We start from the raw sequence: 16470 nt of genomic DNA on the forward strand, positions 1-16470 counted from the left end.
CCTGTCAGCGGCGCAGCCGCTGAGCAGCGACCACCACAGCAACCGGCACCGCTGAGGTTCCGCCACCCGCCCCTCCCCGCAAGAGGAGCGAAGCGCCAGCAGTTCACACCTTCGCGGCACTGCTGCGCAGCTCGCGCCAGCACTCCCACCACTGCGCCCGGTGCTCGACCCGCCGCGCGTGCTCCCGCTCGACGAGGCGACCGGCCACGAACGCGAGCTCCAGGTCCGGTTCGAGGTCGGGGAGCAGCCGCTGCACCCGCTCTTCGGCGATCCGGGCGTCCTGGACTTCGCCGAGCACGTCCTGGAACCGCTTGGCGGCGCCGAGCAGCCGCCGCATCGGCTTGCCGAGCACCGGTTCGGCGAGCTCCGCGGTGTAGCGCACTCGTTTGCCGAGGACGCGGAGCCGGTGCAGCTCCTCGTCGGTCGCCTGGGCGCCCAGCTCGTCGACCTCGCGGCGCAGCTCGCGGTACTGCTCGGCGACGAGCGCCCGGAGCGCGCGCCCCGCGTCGTGCTCCGCGGTGGACGTGGGCGGCGGCGCGTGCACGGCCGCGACGAGCTCGTCGACCAGCGCCCGGTAGCGCTCCCCGTCCAGCACGGCCACCAGCGTTCGCCGCGCCGCGCGGTGCTCGCGCGCCACGGCGTCCAGCAGCGGGCGGGCGGATTCCCGGTGCGCCACGTCGAGATCGGCCACGTCGCGGTGCAGCCGGGCCAGCAGCACGTCCAGGTCGCGGACGGCGCCGAGCTCGCGGCCCAGCCAGCGCAGCTCCGCGCGCAGGTGTTCCGGCCTGCTCTGGTCGAGGAAAGGCGCGGCGGCCCGCAGCACCGCCCGCATCCGGCGCACCGCGATCCGCATCCGGTGCACGGGTTCGGCGGATTCGCCGCTCTTGGCGCCGGGTTCGCCGTCCAGCAGGTCCCGCGCGCGGAGTTCCAGCGCCGCGCGGACGTGCTCGGCGATCGGGTCCGACCGGCCCGCCACCCGCGGTTCGGGTGGCAGGCCGGACGCACCTGCGGCGTGGTTCATACCACCAGTGTCGCCGATCCGGGGCCGGTGAACCCCCGCCCTTCGGTGGTCGGATCGGCGTAGCGGTCAGTCGTTCGCGTGCAGCGCCGCGTTCAGCTCGACCTTGCCACCGGCGCGCGGGCGGACTTCCACCGCGCCGGTGCCGGAGTTGCGCAGGAACAGCAGGCCGTCGGAACCGGACAGCTCGCGGGCCTTGGTCAGGGTGCCGTCCGGCAGCGAGACCTTGGTGCCCGCGGTGACGTACAGCCCGGCCTCCACCACGCAGTCGTCGCCGAGGGTGATGCCGATGCCGCCGTTGGCGCCGATCAGGCAGCGCTCACCGATGGAGATGACCTCCTTGCCGCCACCGGACAGGGTGCCCATCACCGAGGCACCACCGCCGATGTCGGAGCCGTCGCCGACGACGACGCCCGCGGAGATCCGGCCCTCGACCATCGACGCGCCGAGGGTGCCCGCGTTGAAGTTCACGAAGCCCTCGTGCATCACGGTGCTGCCGCTGGCCAGGTGCGCGCCCAGCCGCACCCGGTCCGCGTCGCCGATGCGCACGCCGGACGGCGTCACGTAGTCGACCATCCGGGGGAACTTGTCGACGCTGTGCACGGTGACCGGGCCGCGGGCCCGCAGCCGCAGCCGGGTCGCCTCGAAGCCCTCCACCGGGCACGGGCCGTGGTTGGTCCACACGACGTTGGACAGCAGCCCGAACATGCCGTCCAGGTTCTGCCCGTGCGGGCGGACCAGGCGGTGCGAGAGCAGGTGCAGCCGCAGGTAGATGTCGTGGGTGTCGGCGGGCTCGTCGGAGAGCCTGCCGATCTCGGTGCGCACGGCGACGACGTCCACGCCGCGGGCGTCGTCGCGGCCGAGCAGTGCCGCCCCGGCCTGGCCCAGGGACTGCACCGCTTCCTCGCCGGTCAGCCGGGTGGTGCGGGATTCGCCGGGCTCGCCGAGCTTGACGGTGGGGAACCAGGTGTCCAGCACGGTGCCGTCGTCGGTGACGGTGGCCAGGCCGATGCCGTGGGCGCCGGTGCTCTGCGGGTCGGGTGTCTGCGCGCTCATGCGAAAAACGGTAATCGGCGCGTGGTGGCAGTGCCCTGCAGGGGTCGGCTCGGCGGGCGGCATCGGCACGATTCGTGAGCACGCGATCGCGCCGAGCGAGGGCGGATTCCGCCCGCCGGACCGTCCACCGTGGACTGCGCGGGGACGGGCGCCGCCGGTGCCGCCACGGGTAGCCTGCGGCGGGTGACCGACCTACTCGATCTCCGCGCCGATCCCGTCGACCTGACCGCCGCGTTGGTGGACGTCCCCAGCGTCTCCCGGGACGAGCGGCGCCTCGCCGACGCCGTGGAGCACGCGCTGCGCACCCAGGCGCCGCACCTGGAAGTGGTGCGCAACGGCGACGCCGTGCTGGCCCGCACCGACCTGGGGCGGGACTCCCGGGTGCTGCTCGCCGGTCACCTCGACACCGTGCCGATCAACGACAACCTGCCGTCCCGGCGCACCGGATCCGGTGCCGACGAGGTGCTGCACGGCTGCGGGACCGTGGACATGAAGGGCGGCGACGCCGTCCTGCTGCACGTGGCCGCGACGCTGCCGGAACCGCGCCACGACCTCACCTTCGTGTTCTACGACTGCGAGGAGATCGCCGCCGAGCACAACGGGCTGAACCGGATCGAGCGGGAACTGCCGGACTGGCTGGACGGCGACCTGGCGATCGTCGGCGAACCGTCCAACGCGGGCATCGAAGCGGGCTGCCAGGGCACGTTGCGGGTGGAGATCCGCACCAGCGGGGCCCGCGCGCACACCGCGCGCGCGTGGATGGGGGAGAACGCGATCCACGCGGCCGAGCCGATCCTGCGCAGGCTGCTGGACTACGTGCCGCGGCAGCCGGTGATCGACGGCCTGCAGTACCACGAAGGCCTGCAGGCGGTGCGGATCGAAGGTGGCGTCGCGGGCAACGTGGTGCCCGACGCGTGCCTCGTCGCGGTCAACCACCGCTTCGCCCCCGACAAGACGCTCGCCGAAGCAGAAGCCCACGTCCGCGAGGTGTTCGACGGCTTCGACGTCACCGTCGTCGACGCCTCCGGCGGTGCGCTGCCCGGTCTGAGCTCGCCCGCCGCCGCCGAACTCGTCGCGGCTGCGGGCGGGGAACCGATCGCGAAGCTGGGCTGGACCGACGTGGCCCGGTTCGCCGCGCGCGGAATGCCCGCGGTGAACTTCGGCCCCGGTTCGCCGACGCTGGCGCACACCCGGCAGGAGAACGTGCCCGTCGCCCAGATCCTGAGCTGCGCCGAAGCGCTCACCCGCTTCCTGAGCTGAGGACCCCGGGCCCCATGCGGGCGTCGTGGACCTGCGGGACGCCTTCGACGTCGGGCACGCCCGCCGGGTCCGGGACCTGGTCGATCGCGCCGGGGCGGGGCTCGTCCCGGCGCTGCTCCGGTGCGGGCCCGGCCGCGGTGTGCTGGGCGTGCTCGACGAAGCGCAGCAGCTCCACCGGGAACGGCAGCACCAGCGTCGAGTTCTTCTCCGCCGCCACCTCGACCACGGTCTCCAGCAGCCGCAGCTGCAACGCGGCCGGGGCGTCGGCCATGACGCCCGCCGCCTCGGACAGCTTGCGGGACGCCTGGAACTCGCCGTCGGCGGCGATGATCCGCGAGCGCCGCTCCCGCTCCGCCTCGGCCTGCCGGGCGATGGAGCGCTTCATCGACTCCGGCAGCGACACGTCCTTGATCTCCACCCGGTCGATGTGCACGCCCCAGTGCAGTGCCGGGTTGTCGATCATCACTTCGAGGCCCTGGTTCAGCCGCTCCCGGTTCGACAGCAGGTCGTCCAGGTCGCTCTTGCCGATGATCGAGCGCAGCGAGGATTGCGCGACCTGGCCCATCGCGAACAGGTAGTCCTCCACGTTGACCAGCGCGCGTGCCGGATCGGTGACGTTGAAGTACACCACCGCGTCCACCCGCACCGTGATGTTGTCCCGGGTGATGCCCTCCTGCGCGGGCACCGGCATGGTGATGATCTGCAGGTTCACCTTCCGCAACCGGTCCACCCCGGGCACCACGAAGGTGAGGCCGGGACCGCGCACCGATTCCTGGAGCCTGCCGAAGCGGAACACGACGCCCCGCTCGTACTGCGTGATGATCCGCGCCGCGGAAGCCGTGCCGATCACGCCGATGACCAGGACGATGACGAGCAGTTCGATGAGCATGGCCGCCCCCTGACCGCGGTACCGCCGACCCGCCGGGGCACCGCTCGGTCGTCGTACCGCCCACGGTACGCCCGCGAGCCGCCGCGCGGGCGGGTTCGCGCAGGTCACCGAGGCCCTTCGCCGGTCGTGAGACCGGACGGCACCACGTGGTCACCGGCGCGGCACCTGGAGTTCTCCGGCGCCTGCTTACCCTCGACCCATGACGATCGAGGGTTCACCGAACGGCGCCGAGCGCCCGCAGGAGAAGCGACGCGGACCGGTCGTGCTGCGCCGCTCCCGCCTGCACGAACCGACGACGACCGACCAGCGGCTGCTGGACTCGCGCGGCCCCACCGACTGGGTGCACACCGACCCGTGGCGGGTCATGCGCATCCAATCGGAGTTCGTGGAGGGGTTCGGCGCGCTGGCCGAGGTCCCGCGCGCGGTGACCATCTTCGGATCCGCCCGCACCCCGCGCGAACACCCCGAGTACGAGATGGGCGTGCGGCTGGGCGCGGCCATGGCCGACATCGGCTGCGCCGTGATCACCGGCGGCGGACCGGGCACCATGGAGGCGGCGAACCGGGGCGCGTCCGAGGCGGGCGGGCTGTCGGTCGGTCTCGGCATCGAGCTGCCCTTCGAGCAGGGGCTCAACCCGTGGGTGGACCTCGGGGTGAACTTCCGGTACTTCTTCGCCCGGAAGACCATGTTCATCAAGTACGCCCAGGCCTTCATCTGCCTGCCCGGCGGGTTCGGCACGATGGACGAGCTGTTCGAGGCGCTCACCCTGGTGCAGACCAAGAAGGTCACGAAGTTCCCCGTGGTGCTGTTCGGCCGGTCCTACTGGCAAGGCCTCTACGACTGGGTGCGGGACACGATGCTCGCGTCCGGCAAGGTCGGTGAGAAGGACCTGGCCCTGCTGCACCTGACCGATGATGTGGAGGATGCGGTGCGCATCGTGGAAGAGGCATACCAGGCTTGGGAGGCGGCGCATTGAGCGAGCAGGAGACCACCGGGAACGCGGTCGCGGTGTACTGCGCCTCCGGACCGGTGGACCAGCGGTACCTGGACCTCGCGGCCGAGGTCGGCACCGGCATCGCCAAGCGCGGCTGGACGCTCGTCTCCGGTGGCGGGCGCGTCTCGATGATGGGTGAGGTGGCGCGGGCGACCCGCGCCGGCGGTGCCCGCACCGTGGGCGTCATCCCGCGCGCCCTGGTGGACCGGGAGGTCGCCGACGACGATGCCGACGAGCTCCTCGTCGTCGACACCATGCGCGAGCGCAAGGGCCTGATGGACGCGCACGCCTCGGCGTTCCTCACCCTGCCCGGCGGCATCGGCACCTGCGAGGAGTTGTTCGAGGTGTGGACGTCCCGGTACATCGGCATGCACGAGAAGCCGGTCGTGATCCTCGACCCCGACGGGCACTACGACGGGATGCTCGCCTGGGTGCGCAGGCTCGTCGCCGACGGGTTCGCCTCGCAGCGCTCGCTGGACGCGCTGGTCGTGGTCACCGAGGTGGAAGCGGCGCTGGACGCCTGCGCGGTGCCGTCCCGCTGAACCGGCGCGGGCGGGCGCCGCACCCGGTCGTGCCAGGATCGGGAGCATGACGACTCAGCCCGCGCTGCGCTTCGGGGACAAGGACGTGGCGGCGGACCGGCCGCTGGTCATGGCCATCGTCAACCGCACCCGCGACTCGTTCTTCGACCGCGGCGCCACGTTCGCCGCCGACGCCGCGCTGGCGGCCGTGGACGCCGCGGTCGCCGACGGCGCCGACATCGTCGACATCGGCGGGGTCCGCGCCGGGGCGCAGGGCGAACGGGTCGGTGCCGACGAGGAGTCCCGGCGGGTGGTGCCGTTCGTGGCCGCGGTCCGCGAGCGGCATCCCCGGCTGGTGATCAGCGTCGACACCTGGCGCGGCGATGTCGCCAGGCGGGTGTGCGAAGCGGGCGCCGACCTGCTCAACGACACCTGGGCCGGCGCGGATCCCGACGTGGCTCGGGTCGCCGCCGAGTTCGGCGTGGGTGTCGTGTGCTCGCACACCGGTGGGCTGCCGCCGCGCACCGATCCGTACCGGGTGCGCTACCCGGACGTGGTCGGCCAGGTCGTCGCCGAGCTGGTCGAATGCGCCGAAGCCGCGGTCGCGCTCGGCGTGCCGCGCTGCGGAGTGCTGATCGACCCGACGCACGACTTCGGCAAGAACACCTGGCACGGGCTCGAACTGGTGCGGCGGGTGTCCGAGCTCGCCGACACCGGGTGGCCGGTGCTGATGGCGCTGTCGAACAAGGACTTCATCGGCGAGACCCTCGACGCCGAGGTGGGCGAGCGGCTGGAGGGCACCCTCGCCGCCACCGCCGTCGCCGCCTGGGGCGGTGCGCGCGTGTTCCGCGCGCACCACGTCGCCGAGACCCGGCGGGTCCTGGACATGGTCGCGGCGATCGCCGGGACCACCCCACCGCACCACGTGCTGCGCGCCCTCGCCTGACCTCCTCGGGGTTCGGGCTTGCACCGCGGAACGGGGCGGAAGCTCAGCGGGGTTCTCGCTGCGGGACCGCCGTCACCGGCTCGACCGCGGGAGAGCCCGCCGTCCTCGCGAGCATCCGGCGGGCGGGGTCCTGCCGCTCAGGTGGTCGCCGCTCAGCGGCTCCGCCGCCGGTCGGACGCCGGGCACGACCCGCCGGGTGCGGTCACCGCCGGTCAGAAGGCGTCGTCGATCATCCGGCCGGTGGCGGCGACGGGGAGCGCGGCGTCGAGCTCGGTGAGCAGCGGGGCGAGCCGCAGCCAGCGGGAGCGCACCCGCGGCTGACTCGGGTACGGGCGGTTGATCTCCTGGGCGAGCTCGTCGATGCGCCACTGCGCCTCGTCCAGCTCCAGGCCGGTGGCGGGCAGGTTGTGCACCGCCTCCACCAGCGCGGCGATGCGCACCCGCAGGTCGTCGAGGCTCGACCGGACCGACAGCGAGCTCGGTGCCGCGTCGGGCCTGCGGCGGGGAGCGGGCAGGACGACCTCCCGGTCGTCGATCGAACCGGTGGCTTGTCGTTCGCTGTCGTCGCGCACGCCGACCTCCTGGCCTCCTCGTCGGCACGCGCCCGGCTCGGGGCGCGTCTGGTGATCCGCAGTGTGCTGCCGCCGGGGAGCGGCGATGCGGTGCTCGTGAATCGATCCACTCGTTCGGTCGAGCAATGCCCCACGAACGGGGCGACGGTCTCGCCGGGCCGGTCACGAAACGCGATCTCCCCACCCGCCGGTCGGCGGAACCGGGACGGCTCCGTTCGCCGCGAAACCCGACCACCCGGGTGAGTGATCGAACTCACCGGCAGAGGAATCGGGAAAGGACCAAGGTCCCCTTGTGCCGGAACGGTGACAGTGGTGGCGAATGACCGTAGAGTCGCTACCTGTGAAGGCTGATGCGCTCCGCGGACACCTCGACGCGCTGCTGCTGGCGACCCTGGACGGCAGACAGCTGCACGGGTACGCGATCATCGAGGCGTTGCAGCAGCGCAGCGGTGGTGCGCTGGACCTCCCGACGGGCACCGTGTACCCGGCGCTGCGCAGGCTGGAGCGCGCCGGCTACGTCACCAGCGCCTGGAGTACCGTCGGCGGCAGGCAGCGCCGCACCTACCGGCTCACCCCCTCCGGCGCGGAGGCGCTGCGCGCGGAACGCCGCGCGTGGCGCGAGTTCACCTCGGCCATCGAAGGCGTCCTCGAAGGCAAGGTCATCCCGGCCCAGGGCTGAGCGCGGCCGCACCGGCGAGGTCTGCTGCCGCCCGGCGGGGCGGGCGTGCCACGATCGGACCGTGGCTAGTGCGCTGATCTACCTGTTCGTCGTGCTCGTGGTCGCCGCGGTGATCTACCTGCTCGCTGCCCTGGTCTTCGGGCGGGGGGAGCAGCTGGAGGCGCTGCCGCCCGGAGCGACGCCGACCAGACTGCCCGCCGTCGACGTCGAAGGCGCCGACGTGCGCTCGCTGCGGTTTCAACAGGTCGTGCGCGGGTACAAGGCTGCCGAGGTGGACTGGGCGCTGGAGCGGCTGGCCAACGAGATCGACGACCTGCGCGGCCAGGTCGCCGTCCTGCAGCGGCAGCTCGACATCGCGGGCGATCAGCTGCAGCGCGCCCGGTCGGTCGACCAGGAGGAGTGAGTCGGGTGGGCAATGCGCAACTGCGGCTGGAGGTACCGGTGCGCGCCGCACCGGAACAGGTGTGGGCGGCGGCGACCGACTGGTCGCGGCAGGGCGAGTGGATGCTCGGCACCTCGGTGCACGTGGTCCGCGGCGACGGCGGCCTCGGCACCACGCTGGCCGCGTTCACCGGGCTGCGGGGGGTCGGCTTCCTGGACACCATGGAGATCATCGAGATGCGGCGGCCGCTGTGCTGCCGGGTCCGCCACACCGGCGCCCTGGTGTCCGGGGAGGGCGGTTTCCGGGTGATCGCGCACTGCAAGGCCGACGAGTCGACCTTCGTGTGGTGGGAGGACCTGTCGGCGCCCGCCGGGACCGGCGCGCTGTGGCCGGTGGTGCGGCCCGCGTTCAGCTGGGGCCTGCGGCGGTCGCTGGACCGGTTCGCCGAGTTCTGCCCGGAGTACCGGCCGCGCACCGGGTGATCCGGCGTGATCCGGCGCTTGCCGAGTGATCTTGAGCGCACCGGGTGATCCGGCGCGGGCCGCCCGGCGGACGGCCCGCGGCGCGGGTCAGTGCCCGGTGAAGTTCGGCGTCCGCTTCTCCACGAACGCAGCCACCGCCTCGCGGTGGTCGGCTGTGCTGCCCGCCTCGTTCTGCGCGCCCGCCTCCACGTCCAGCGCCTCGTCGATGCCCTCGGCGGCCGCCGCGCGGACCGTCTCCTTGATCCGGGCGAAAGCGCTGGTGGGGCCGGTCGCCATCCGCGCGGCGAGCTCCATCGCCGCCTCGGTGGCCTGGCCCTGGTCGACCACCCGGTTGACCATGCCGATGCGCAGCGCCTCTTCGGCGGCGACCGGTTCGGCCAGCAGCAGCAGTTCCATCGCCCGTCCGTAGCCGATCAGCCGCGGCAGCGTCCAGGACGCGCCGGAATCCGTCGACAGCCCGACGTTGGCGAAGGCCATCAGGAACTTCGCGTCCGCCGAGGCGATCCGCAGGTCGCTCGCGAACGCCAGCGAGGCGCCCGCCCCGGCCGCGCTGCCGTTGACCGCGGAGATGACCGGCTTCGGCATGGTCACCACCGCCCTGATCAGCGGGTTGTAGTGCTCCTCCACCGTCTTCAGTGGACTCGGGTCGTCCGCTTGCAGCTGCGCGATGTGCTCCTTGAGGTCCTGGCCCGCGCAGAACGAGCGCCCGCTGCCGGTGAGCACCACCGCGCGCACCGCGTCGTCGGCTGCGGCCTCGCGCAGGGCGCCGACCAGCGCGAGCTTGAGCTCGACGTTGAGCGCGTTGAACGACTCCGGCCGGTTGAGCGTGAGCAGTCGCACGCCACCGGTGTCGCGGGTCAGCAGTACATCGGACACTTCTCGCCCTTTCGTCGCCTGGGAGGTGCGGGCCGCGGCCGCCCTGACCAGCGCATCCACAGTGGACCGCGCACGGGCGGTGCCGGGTCGATCACGGAGCGCGGCGCGGAGGAGGTCCTGACTGGACGGTCGGCCGGGAATGCCGCTGCCGCCGCACGACGCCCGCACGGGTGGCCGTGCGGAGAGCCGAAAAGCCCGGAAAAAGCCCGCACGGAGCCTGAGTCTGCCACCTGCCACGGGCATTCGACCAGCGCAACAGCGACACGAGTTGATCGGTTCGGTTTCGCGGCTGCGTCCGGATGGGGGAGAATGGGACCGGACCCGGCTGGTTGTGGGCGATCAGTGGGTGGGAAGAGTTCACGGAGGGAGCACGCTATGGCGGCCATGAAGCCCCGGACCGGTGACGGTCCCCTCGAGGTGACGAAGGAGGGTCGCGGCATCGTAATGCGCGTCCCCCTTGAGGGCGGTGGGCGGCTCGTCGTCGAGATGTCGGTGGAGGAGGCAAAGAACCTGGGCGATGCCCTGGAATCTGCCACCGGCTGAGGCCGCTGCGCAAGCGATCGGCGTGCACCCGATCGTCTCACCGGCTCTGGCATCCGAGTTCGATGCCGGAGCCGGTGTCCGTGGAGTGGCCGAGACGGCCTTTTCTCTTTGAGTGCGGGAAGGATCTCAATCCGTGTCCGATTCCTCGGTGTTCGGTTCGTCGCGGTCGCCGGAGCAGACAGCGCTCCCGGTGATCCCGACGGCACTGGTCGAAGTGGACGTGGTCTCGCGGTGGCGGGACGGCGTGCCGACGGCGGTGCCGGTGTTCGACGGGGTCTCCGGGCCCGACCTGGCCGCAGCGGCCGAACCGTGGGGAGTGGACGTCGCGCTGCTCGAAGCGCTGGGCGTGACCGCATCCGTGGGCGAGGTGCGCACGGTTCCGCTGGCCGACGGGCGGTTCGGCTGGGCCGTCGGGGCGGGCTCCGGCGAACCCGGCCACTGGCGCGCGATCGGCGCGTCGATCGCGCGGGCGGCGCGCGCCAAGCTCGGCGAAGGGGTCGCCTCGGACGACGACCCCGCGGACCTGGGCGATGCGGCCGACGCGGAGTACGTCCAGGTGCTGCTGCCCGCGGACGCCGACGTCGAGCTCGTCTCGGCGTTGACGCTCGGGGTGTCGCTGGGCGACTACCGGTTCCGGGTGTCGGCGGAACCGGCCGCGCCGCGGATGCGCAAGGCCTTACTGGTGGTTCCCGGCGGGGCGGACGCGGACGCGTTCCGCGTGGCCGTGGCCCGGGCGGAGGAGCTGGCCGCGGCCACCTCGCTGACCCGGGACCTCGCCAACGCACCGTCGAACGTGAAGAACCCGGCCTGGTTGGCCGGTGCGGGCACCGCGCTCGCGGGTCCGCTGCAGGGCGTCACCGCGACCGTGCGGGACGAGAAGTGGCTGGCGGACAAGGGCTTCGGCGGCCTGCTCGCCGTCGGGGGCGGCTCGGCGAGCCCGCCGCGGCTGCTGGAACTGGCGTGGCGTCCGGAAGGCGTGAAGTCCGGTCCGCACCTGGTGCTGGTCGGCAAGGGCATCACCTTCGACACCGGCGGGCTGTCGCTGAAGCCCGCCGACGGCATGCACCTGATGCGCACCGACATGGCAGGCGGTGGCGCGGTGCTCAGCGCCCTGCTGTCCATCGCCCGGCTGCGGCTGCCGGTGCGGGTGACGGCGCTGGTGCCGTCCGCGGAGAACCACGTGTCGGGCAGCAGCTACCGGCCCGGTGACGTGGTGCGGCACTACGGCGGGAAGACCACCGAGGTCGGCAACACCGACGCCGAAGGGCGCATGGTGCTCGCGGACGCGCTGGCCTACGCGGTGGACCGGCTCGAACCGGACTACCTCGTGGACGTGGCCACGCTGACCGGCGCGATGAAGGTCGCGCTCGGGCTGCGCACCGGTGGCCTGTTCAGCACCGACGAGCGGCTCGGCCGGTCGCTGCGGGAGGCGGGCGAGCGGGTCGGCGAGTCCTGGTGGCCGATGCCGCTGCTGGAGGACCACGCGGCCGACGTGCGCGGCGAGCTCGCCGACGTGCGGCAGGCGCCGCAGGGGCCGGGCGGGATCACCGCCGCGCTGTTCCTGCGCGAGTTCATCGGCGACGTGCCGTGGGCGCACCTGGACATCGCGGGCCCGGGGCGCGCGGACAAGTCCTACGACGAGGTCGTGCCGGGCGCGACCGGTTTCGCGGCCCGCACCCTCGTCGAACTGGCCGCCTCGCTGGCCGGATGAGGTAGCCGGACCGGAGCGATCCCGCGGTGGACCCGATCCCCGCGGGATCGCTGCCGTTCAGGGCAGGGACGTGACCGTTCCGGGCCGGGACGTGGCGTGGTCGCGGAACGCGCGCACCACCGGCGGCGGGGTGCGGCCGGCCGGCCAGGCCATCCCGACCGTGCGGTGCGCGGCCGGGGACAGCGAGATCTCCACCGTGCCCGCCACCTCGCCACCGAAGGCCCGGGGGAGCAGCGTGACGGCGAGACCGGCGGCCACCAGGCCGCGGAGGGTGCCGACCTCCTCCGCTTCCCAGCTGGGCCGCAGCGGCACCTCGGCCGCCTCGGCGAGCTCGGTGACGATGTGCCGCAACCCGTAGCCCGGGCTCATCAGCGCGAACTCCTCGGCGGCCAGCTCCGCGAGCCGCACCTCCGCGCGCTCGGCCAGCGGATGGCCGGGTGGCACCACCGCGACCAGCTCGTCGCGCGCCACCGCCACCGACCGCCACTCGGCGCCGGTCGGCAGCGGCGAGACCAGGCACAGGTCGAGCCGGCCGTCCAGGGCGCCCGCCAGCATGTCGTCCCTGGCCCCCTGCACGAGCCGGAACCGCACCCCGGGATGCCCGGCGCGGAAACCGCGGATCAGCTCCGGGACGAGGGCGCTGCCCATGGTGTGCTGGAAGCCGAGCGAGATGCGGCCGCGGTCCGGGTCCAGCTCCTCGACCACCTCGCGGCACCGGTCCGCCAGCTCCGCGTAGGCGTGCTCGGCGGCGGCCGCCAGTTGCGCCCCGGTGCGGGTGAGCCGGACACCGCGCCCCTCCTTCGTGACGACGTCGGTGCCGAGGCGGTCGGCGATCCTGGCCAGCGCGCGGCTCACCGTGGGCTGCGGGACGCCGAGCCGGGCCGCCGCGCGTGTGAGATGCCCCTCGGCGGCGACCGTGCGCAGCAGGTCCAGCGTCGGGGCGAGATCGGCGGTGAGCTGGGCGGCGTCCAGCGGCGGCTCTGATTCATGCGGCACGGCATGAATTGTGGGCCTCCGGCGCATTGGACGCATTAATTAGCTCGGCTTACGGTCGCCGATGTGCTCACCGACGACCTGAACCGCATCCGCCGCATCAGGATCGCGCTGCTCATCGGCGCACTGGCCCTGTTCGCGCTGCTGTACGCCCCGCAACCGGTGCTGCCGCAGTTCGCCGACGCCTTCGGCCTCGCGCCCGGCACCGTGGCCCTGCTGGTCTCGGCGGGCACCCTCGGCCTGGCGATCGCGGCGATCCCGCTCGGCACCCTGTCCGAGGTGTACGGCAGGCGGCGGATCATGGTCGGCTCGCTGCTGCTCGCCGAAGCGATCGGCGTGCTGCTGCCGTTCATCGGGAACTTCCCGCTGCTGGTCGCGCTGCGGCTGGTGCAGGGCGCGGCCGTGGCGGGCATCGCCGCCGTCGCCGCCGCCTACCTCGCCGACGAGACGGGCGGGCGCGACCTCGGCACCACGATGGGCCTCTACGTCGCGGGCACCACCGTCGGCGGCATGTCCGGTCGGCTGCTCGGCGGCATCGCCGGGGACTACGCGGGGTGGGCCGGTGGGATCGCGGCCGTCGCCGTCCTCGCCGGGATCTGCACCGTCGGTTTCGTGCTGCTGCTGCCGAAGGAACGCCACCAGCGGCGGCAGGAACTGCACTGGAAGCCGCTGCTGGTCGGCGTGCGGGCCGCTGCCACCGATCCGGCGCTGCGGCCGCCGTTCCTCGTCGCCGCACTCGGCATGGGCGCGTTCGTGGCCGTCTACAACGTGCTCGGGTTCCGGCTGGTCGAACCGCCGCTGTCGGTGCCGCCCGCGCTCGCCGCGCTCGCGTTCCTGGCCTACGCGGCGGGCACCGTGACCTCCGCGGTCGCGGGCGGGCTCGCCGACCGGTGGGGGCGGCGGCCGGTGCTGCTGACCGGGCTGGGCACCGCGCTGCTGGGGCTGCTGCTGATGCTGGCCGGGAACCTGGTGGTGATCCTGGCCGGGCTCGTCGTGTTCACCGGCGGGTTCTTCGCGGCGCACTCGGTGGCCAGCGGCTGGGTGGGAGTGCTCGCGTCACCGTCGGCGCGCGGCCAGGCCTCGGCGATGTACCAGCTCGCGTACTACGGCGGCAGCAGCGTCGGCGGCGTGGTCGGCGGCATCGCCTACGCGGCCTGGGGCTGGAACGGGATGTCGATCGTGCTCGGCTGCTCGATGCTGCTGGCCGGGCTCGCGGTGCTGCGCGGCAGGCGCGCCGAAACCGCGCGGGCGGAGCCGGTGGCGGCTCAGGCTCAGGTCGCGTCGGAGTCGTAAGGGGGGCGCTCGCCCTGCTCCAGCGGTTGCTGCGGCTTCGGGGGCTGCGCGGCCGGGGTCGGCGGCTTCGCGGCGGTACCGCTGCCGTTCGTGCCGGTCCCGTTCCCGTTCAGCGGCGGGTCGAGCGGGTTCTCCCCGTCGAACAGGTGCTTGGTGACCGCGCTGCGCGGGTTGAAGTCGCGGATGCCGCGCAGGTCCTCCAACGGCTTGCGCAGCTCGTCGAATTCGGGGCCCAGCTCGGAGCGCAGGTGCTCCCTCGCCCCGGTGGCGTACTGCTTGACCTGCCGGATCGTCTTGCCCAGCCACGCGGCGCCCTCGGGCAACCGGTCCGGACCGAGGATGAACAGACCGACCACGATGAGGACCAGGATCTCACCCCAGCCGATGCTGTCGAACACCTCGGATCACCTTTCGCTCCCGTGCGTGGCGCTGCGCGCCGGACCCAGCCTACCCATCGGCCGGGGCCCGGTGGAAACGCCACTTTTCCCAGAACTGCGCGCGATCAGCGCAGTGCCACGTCCAGCACCAGCTCGCGGCCCTGGCGCACCACCGTCACCGGCACGGTCTCGCCGACGCGGTGCCGATCGGTCGCCACCACCAGCTCGTCCGCGGTGCTCACCTTCCGATCGCCCACCCGGATGATCACGTCGCCTTCGGCGATGCCCGCCCCGGCCGCGGAACCGCCGTCCCGCACGTTGAGCACCTGGGCGCCGTCGGTGGTGCCGTCGTTGACGGACTTGGCGTTCACCCCGAGGTCCGCGTGCGCGGCCCGCCCGCTGCGGATCAGCTCCTGCGCGATGCGCCGCACGTCGTCGATGGGGATCGCGAAGCCCAGCCCGATCGAACCGCCCTCACCACCGGAACCGATGGTGCGGATGCCGCTGTTGATGCCGACCACCGCGCCGTTGCCGTCGACGAGCGCGCCACCCGAGTTGCCCGGGTTGATCGCCGCGTCCGTCTGGATCGCGTCCACCACCGCGTTGGTGTCGGTGCCCTCCCCGGCCAGCCGCACCGGCCGGTGCACCGAGCTGACGATGCCGGTGGTGACCGTGCTGGCCAGTCCCAGCGGGGAGCCCACGGCGATCACCTGGTCGCCCACCGCGAGATCGGCGGAGCGGCCCAGCTGCGCCACCGTCGGGTTCGCCACCTCCACCTTGATCACGGCGAGGTCGGTCTTCACGTCCCGGCCCACGATCCGGGCGGGCACCCGGCTGCCGTCGCTGAACACCGCGGACACCGTCGCGCCCGGCGTGTCCGCGGCCATCGACACCACGTGGTTGTTCGTGACGATGTAGCCGTCGCCGTCGATGACCACCCCGGAGCCGCTGCCGCCCTGCGCACCGACGTGCACCTCGACCGAGACCACGGCAGGCACGATGCGGCGGGCCACGGCGGACACGCCGCCGCTGGGCCGGTCCACACCCGGCTGCACCTCGGCGAGCGTCACGTCCGGGTTGGTCAGCGGGTTGCCCTCCTCGGCGGTGATCCGCCCGACGAAGCCGCCGATCCCGGCCAGCAGCACGGCGACCCCGGCCAGCGCGGCCAGCGAGCGCGGCCGCACCCGGCGGCCGAACAGCACTTCGCGGGCGCTCAGCAGCGGACCCGGCCCGGGCTCGGGCGAAGGTTCGGGGGCGGCCTCGGACACCGCGGGCGGGCCGATCACGGAGCTCGCCGACGGGTTGCGCCACGGGTCCTGGTCGCCGCGGTCGTTCCAGAACGTGGCGGGCTCGTCAGCGGCGGGCGCGGGCGCGGTCTCCCCGGGCTCGCGCTGCAGCGATTCGGGCGTGCCCTGCGGGCGGCCGAACGCCTTGACCAGCGCATCGGGTGGGGGAGGGGCCTGCTCGACGCCGGGCGCGCGGCGGTCGTTCCCGGTCTGGAAGCTGCCGGAGACGCCGTCGGGCCTGCCGAAGGCGGCGGCCTGCGCGGGGTCGACCTCGGGGTGCCGGGGCGGTGCGGGCTGCTGCGGAGCGGGTGGCGCGTCCTGGTCCGGGCGGGAGAAGTCCTCGGCGGGCACGCCGCGGGCGGGAGCGGCCGAACCCGGCTGCCACGGGTGCACCGCTTCGCCGTCCGGCGCGGGCGGAACCTGGTGGCGCTGGTCGTCGTGCGGCCGAGCCTCGTCGGGCCGCACCGGATCGGCCTCCTGCGCGGGTTTCCTCGGCTGCTCGCTCATCGCTCCCCGGGCCTGCGAAGTCGTCGACACATCGGCGATGCGAGTGGATCACACGTGGGTGATCGCCCGCGCACCGGTACGTCCC

At 73.4% G+C, this 16470-nt stretch carries 18 protein-coding genes; 10 read left to right on the plus strand and 8 right to left on the minus strand.

From position 1 onward, the window contains the following. Window positions 1–103: 103 nt before the first annotated feature. Together ABZ805_RS15405 and dapD are read right to left on the minus strand one after the other, a co-directional pair. The gene (locus ABZ805_RS15405; RefSeq protein ID WP_358439945.1) at window positions 104–1021 is read right to left on the minus strand and encodes a CHAD domain-containing protein; all 918 of its coding nucleotides are present in this window, start codon (window positions 1019–1021) and stop codon (window positions 104–106) included. A 66-nt stretch (window positions 1022–1087) separates the two neighbouring features. Next, window positions 1088–2074 (minus strand): 2,3,4,5-tetrahydropyridine-2,6-dicarboxylate N-succinyltransferase, encoded by a 987-nt coding sequence (gene dapD, locus ABZ805_RS15410; RefSeq protein ID WP_358439948.1) that lies wholly within the window; start codon window positions 2072–2074, stop codon window positions 1088–1090. Window positions 2075–2257: 183 nt separating this feature from the next. Here dapD and dapE point away from each other — a divergent pair, with 183 nt between their 5' ends. Continuing rightward, window positions 2258–3334 (plus strand): succinyl-diaminopimelate desuccinylase, encoded by a 1077-nt coding sequence (gene dapE / locus ABZ805_RS15415; protein WP_358439950.1) that lies wholly within the window; start codon window positions 2258–2260, stop codon window positions 3332–3334. Here dapE and ABZ805_RS15420 read toward each other — a convergent pair. Then, window positions 3315–4223, minus strand: a complete 909-nt coding sequence (locus tag ABZ805_RS15420) for a slipin family protein (protein WP_358439953.1) — start codon at window positions 4221–4223, stop codon at window positions 3315–3317. The two genes, dapE and ABZ805_RS15420, sit on opposite strands and share 20 nt — an antisense overlap. Window positions 4224–4422: 199 nt before the next feature. On the opposite strand from ABZ805_RS15420, the gene ABZ805_RS15425 reads away from it, so the two are divergent. The 3 genes from ABZ805_RS15425 to folP are packed head-to-tail and all read left to right on the plus strand — an operon-like array spanning window position 4423 to window position 6684. Continuing rightward, complete coding sequence (locus ABZ805_RS15425; protein WP_358439955.1) at window positions 4423–5199, plus strand: TIGR00730 family Rossman fold protein; 777 nt, start codon at window positions 4423–4425, stop codon at window positions 5197–5199. After that, complete coding sequence (locus ABZ805_RS15430; RefSeq protein WP_358439958.1) at window positions 5196–5759, plus strand: TIGR00730 family Rossman fold protein; 564 nt, start codon at window positions 5196–5198, stop codon at window positions 5757–5759. The genes ABZ805_RS15425 and ABZ805_RS15430 overlap by 4 nt, the downstream gene beginning before the upstream one ends. A 46-nt stretch (window positions 5760–5805) precedes the next feature. Next, entirely contained in the window at window positions 5806–6684 is an 879-nt protein-coding gene (folP, locus tag ABZ805_RS15435) for a dihydropteroate synthase (protein WP_358439960.1), read from the plus strand. Between the two features lie 212 nt (window positions 6685–6896). Here the strand turns inward: folP and ABZ805_RS15440 are convergent, their stop codons facing one another. Then, window positions 6897–7256 carry a hypothetical protein gene (locus tag ABZ805_RS15440; RefSeq protein WP_358439963.1) on the minus strand — a complete coding sequence of 120 codons (360 nt, stop codon included), beginning with the start codon at window positions 7254–7256 and terminating at the stop codon, window positions 6897–6899. A gap of 340 nt (window positions 7257–7596) precedes the next feature. On the opposite strand from ABZ805_RS15440, the gene ABZ805_RS15445 reads away from it, so the two are divergent. The 3 genes from ABZ805_RS15445 (at window position 7597) to ABZ805_RS15455 (ending at window position 8799) form a co-directional block, all read left to right on the plus strand. Beyond that, entirely contained in the window at window positions 7597–7935 is a 339-nt protein-coding gene (locus tag ABZ805_RS15445) for a helix-turn-helix transcriptional regulator (RefSeq protein ID WP_358439965.1), read from the plus strand. A 61-nt stretch (window positions 7936–7996) separates the two neighbouring features. Then, window positions 7997–8338: a DivIVA domain-containing protein gene (locus ABZ805_RS15450; RefSeq protein ID WP_358439968.1), complete on the plus strand. Its 342-nt coding sequence runs from the start codon at window positions 7997–7999 to the stop codon at window positions 8336–8338. Window positions 8339–8343: 5 nt separating this feature from the next. Then, on the plus strand, window positions 8344–8799 hold the full coding sequence (locus ABZ805_RS15455; RefSeq protein ID WP_358439971.1) for an SRPBCC family protein: 456 nt from the start codon (window positions 8344–8346) through the stop codon (window positions 8797–8799). A gap of 87 nt (window positions 8800–8886) precedes the next feature. Here ABZ805_RS15455 and ABZ805_RS15460 read toward each other — a convergent pair whose 3' ends face one another. After that, window positions 8887–9675, minus strand: coding sequence for an enoyl-CoA hydratase-related protein (locus ABZ805_RS15460; RefSeq protein ID WP_358439974.1), 789 nt, complete (start codon window positions 9673–9675; stop codon window positions 8887–8889). 375 nt (window positions 9676–10050) lie between these two features. On the opposite strand from ABZ805_RS15460, the gene ABZ805_RS15465 reads away from it, so the two are divergent. Continuing rightward, window positions 10051–10218 (plus strand): DUF3117 domain-containing protein, encoded by a 168-nt coding sequence (locus ABZ805_RS15465; protein ID WP_009949794.1) that lies wholly within the window; start codon window positions 10051–10053, stop codon window positions 10216–10218. Window positions 10219–10351: 133 nt separating this feature from the next. Further along, window positions 10352–11929: a leucyl aminopeptidase family protein gene (locus ABZ805_RS15470; protein WP_358439977.1), complete on the plus strand. Its 1578-nt coding sequence runs from the start codon at window positions 10352–10354 to the stop codon at window positions 11927–11929. 57 nt (window positions 11930–11986) lie between these two features. Here ABZ805_RS15470 and ABZ805_RS15475 read toward each other — a convergent pair whose 3' ends face one another. Further along, window positions 11987–12925: a LysR family transcriptional regulator gene (locus ABZ805_RS15475; RefSeq protein ID WP_358439980.1), complete on the minus strand. Its 939-nt coding sequence runs from the start codon at window positions 12923–12925 to the stop codon at window positions 11987–11989. A gap of 63 nt (window positions 12926–12988) precedes the next feature. On the opposite strand from ABZ805_RS15475, the gene ABZ805_RS15480 reads away from it, so the two are divergent. Continuing rightward, window positions 12989–14215: an MFS transporter gene (locus tag ABZ805_RS15480; protein WP_358439983.1), complete on the plus strand. Its 1227-nt coding sequence runs from the start codon at window positions 12989–12991 to the stop codon at window positions 14213–14215. On the opposite strand, the gene tatB is transcribed toward ABZ805_RS15480, so the two are convergent. Then, window positions 14194–14613, minus strand: a complete 420-nt coding sequence (tatB, locus tag ABZ805_RS15485) for a Sec-independent protein translocase protein TatB (protein ID WP_358439986.1) — start codon at window positions 14611–14613, stop codon at window positions 14194–14196. The genes ABZ805_RS15480 and tatB overlap by 22 nt on opposite strands. 104 nt (window positions 14614–14717) lie before the next feature. Beyond that, the gene (locus ABZ805_RS15490) at window positions 14718–16385 is read right to left on the minus strand and encodes a trypsin-like peptidase domain-containing protein (protein ID WP_358439988.1); all 1668 of its coding nucleotides are present in this window, start codon (window positions 16383–16385) and stop codon (window positions 14718–14720) included. Between the last annotated feature and the right edge of the window lie 85 nt (window positions 16386–16470).

This window comes from Saccharopolyspora sp. NPDC047091, assembly GCF_040643635.1.
In the GTDB taxonomy this organism is placed as follows: Bacteria; Actinomycetota; Actinomycetes; order Mycobacteriales; family Pseudonocardiaceae; genus Saccharopolyspora_C.

Excerpts from the sequence above, each read along its gene's own strand:
- ABZ805_RS15405 (WP_358439945.1), bottom strand. The coding sequence starts at position 1,021 with ATGAACCACGCCGCAGGTGCGTCCGGCCTGCCACCCGAACCGCGGGTG.
- dapD (WP_358439948.1), bottom strand. The coding sequence starts at position 2,074 with ATGAGCGCGCAGACACCCGACCCGCAGAGCACCGGCGCCCACGGCATC.
- ABZ805_RS15420 (WP_358439953.1), bottom strand. The coding sequence starts at position 4,223 with ATGCTCATCGAACTGCTCGTCATCGTCCTGGTCATCGGCGTGATCGGC.
- ABZ805_RS15425 (WP_358439955.1), top strand. The coding sequence starts at position 4,423 with ATGACGATCGAGGGTTCACCGAACGGCGCCGAGCGCCCGCAGGAGAAG.
- folP (WP_358439960.1), top strand. The coding sequence starts at position 5,806 with ATGACGACTCAGCCCGCGCTGCGCTTCGGGGACAAGGACGTGGCGGCG.
- ABZ805_RS15465 (WP_009949794.1), top strand. The coding sequence starts at position 10,051 with ATGGCGGCCATGAAGCCCCGGACCGGTGACGGTCCCCTCGAGGTGACG.
- ABZ805_RS15490 (WP_358439988.1), bottom strand. The coding sequence starts at position 16,385 with ATGAGCGAGCAGCCGAGGAAACCCGCGCAGGAGGCCGATCCGGTGCGG.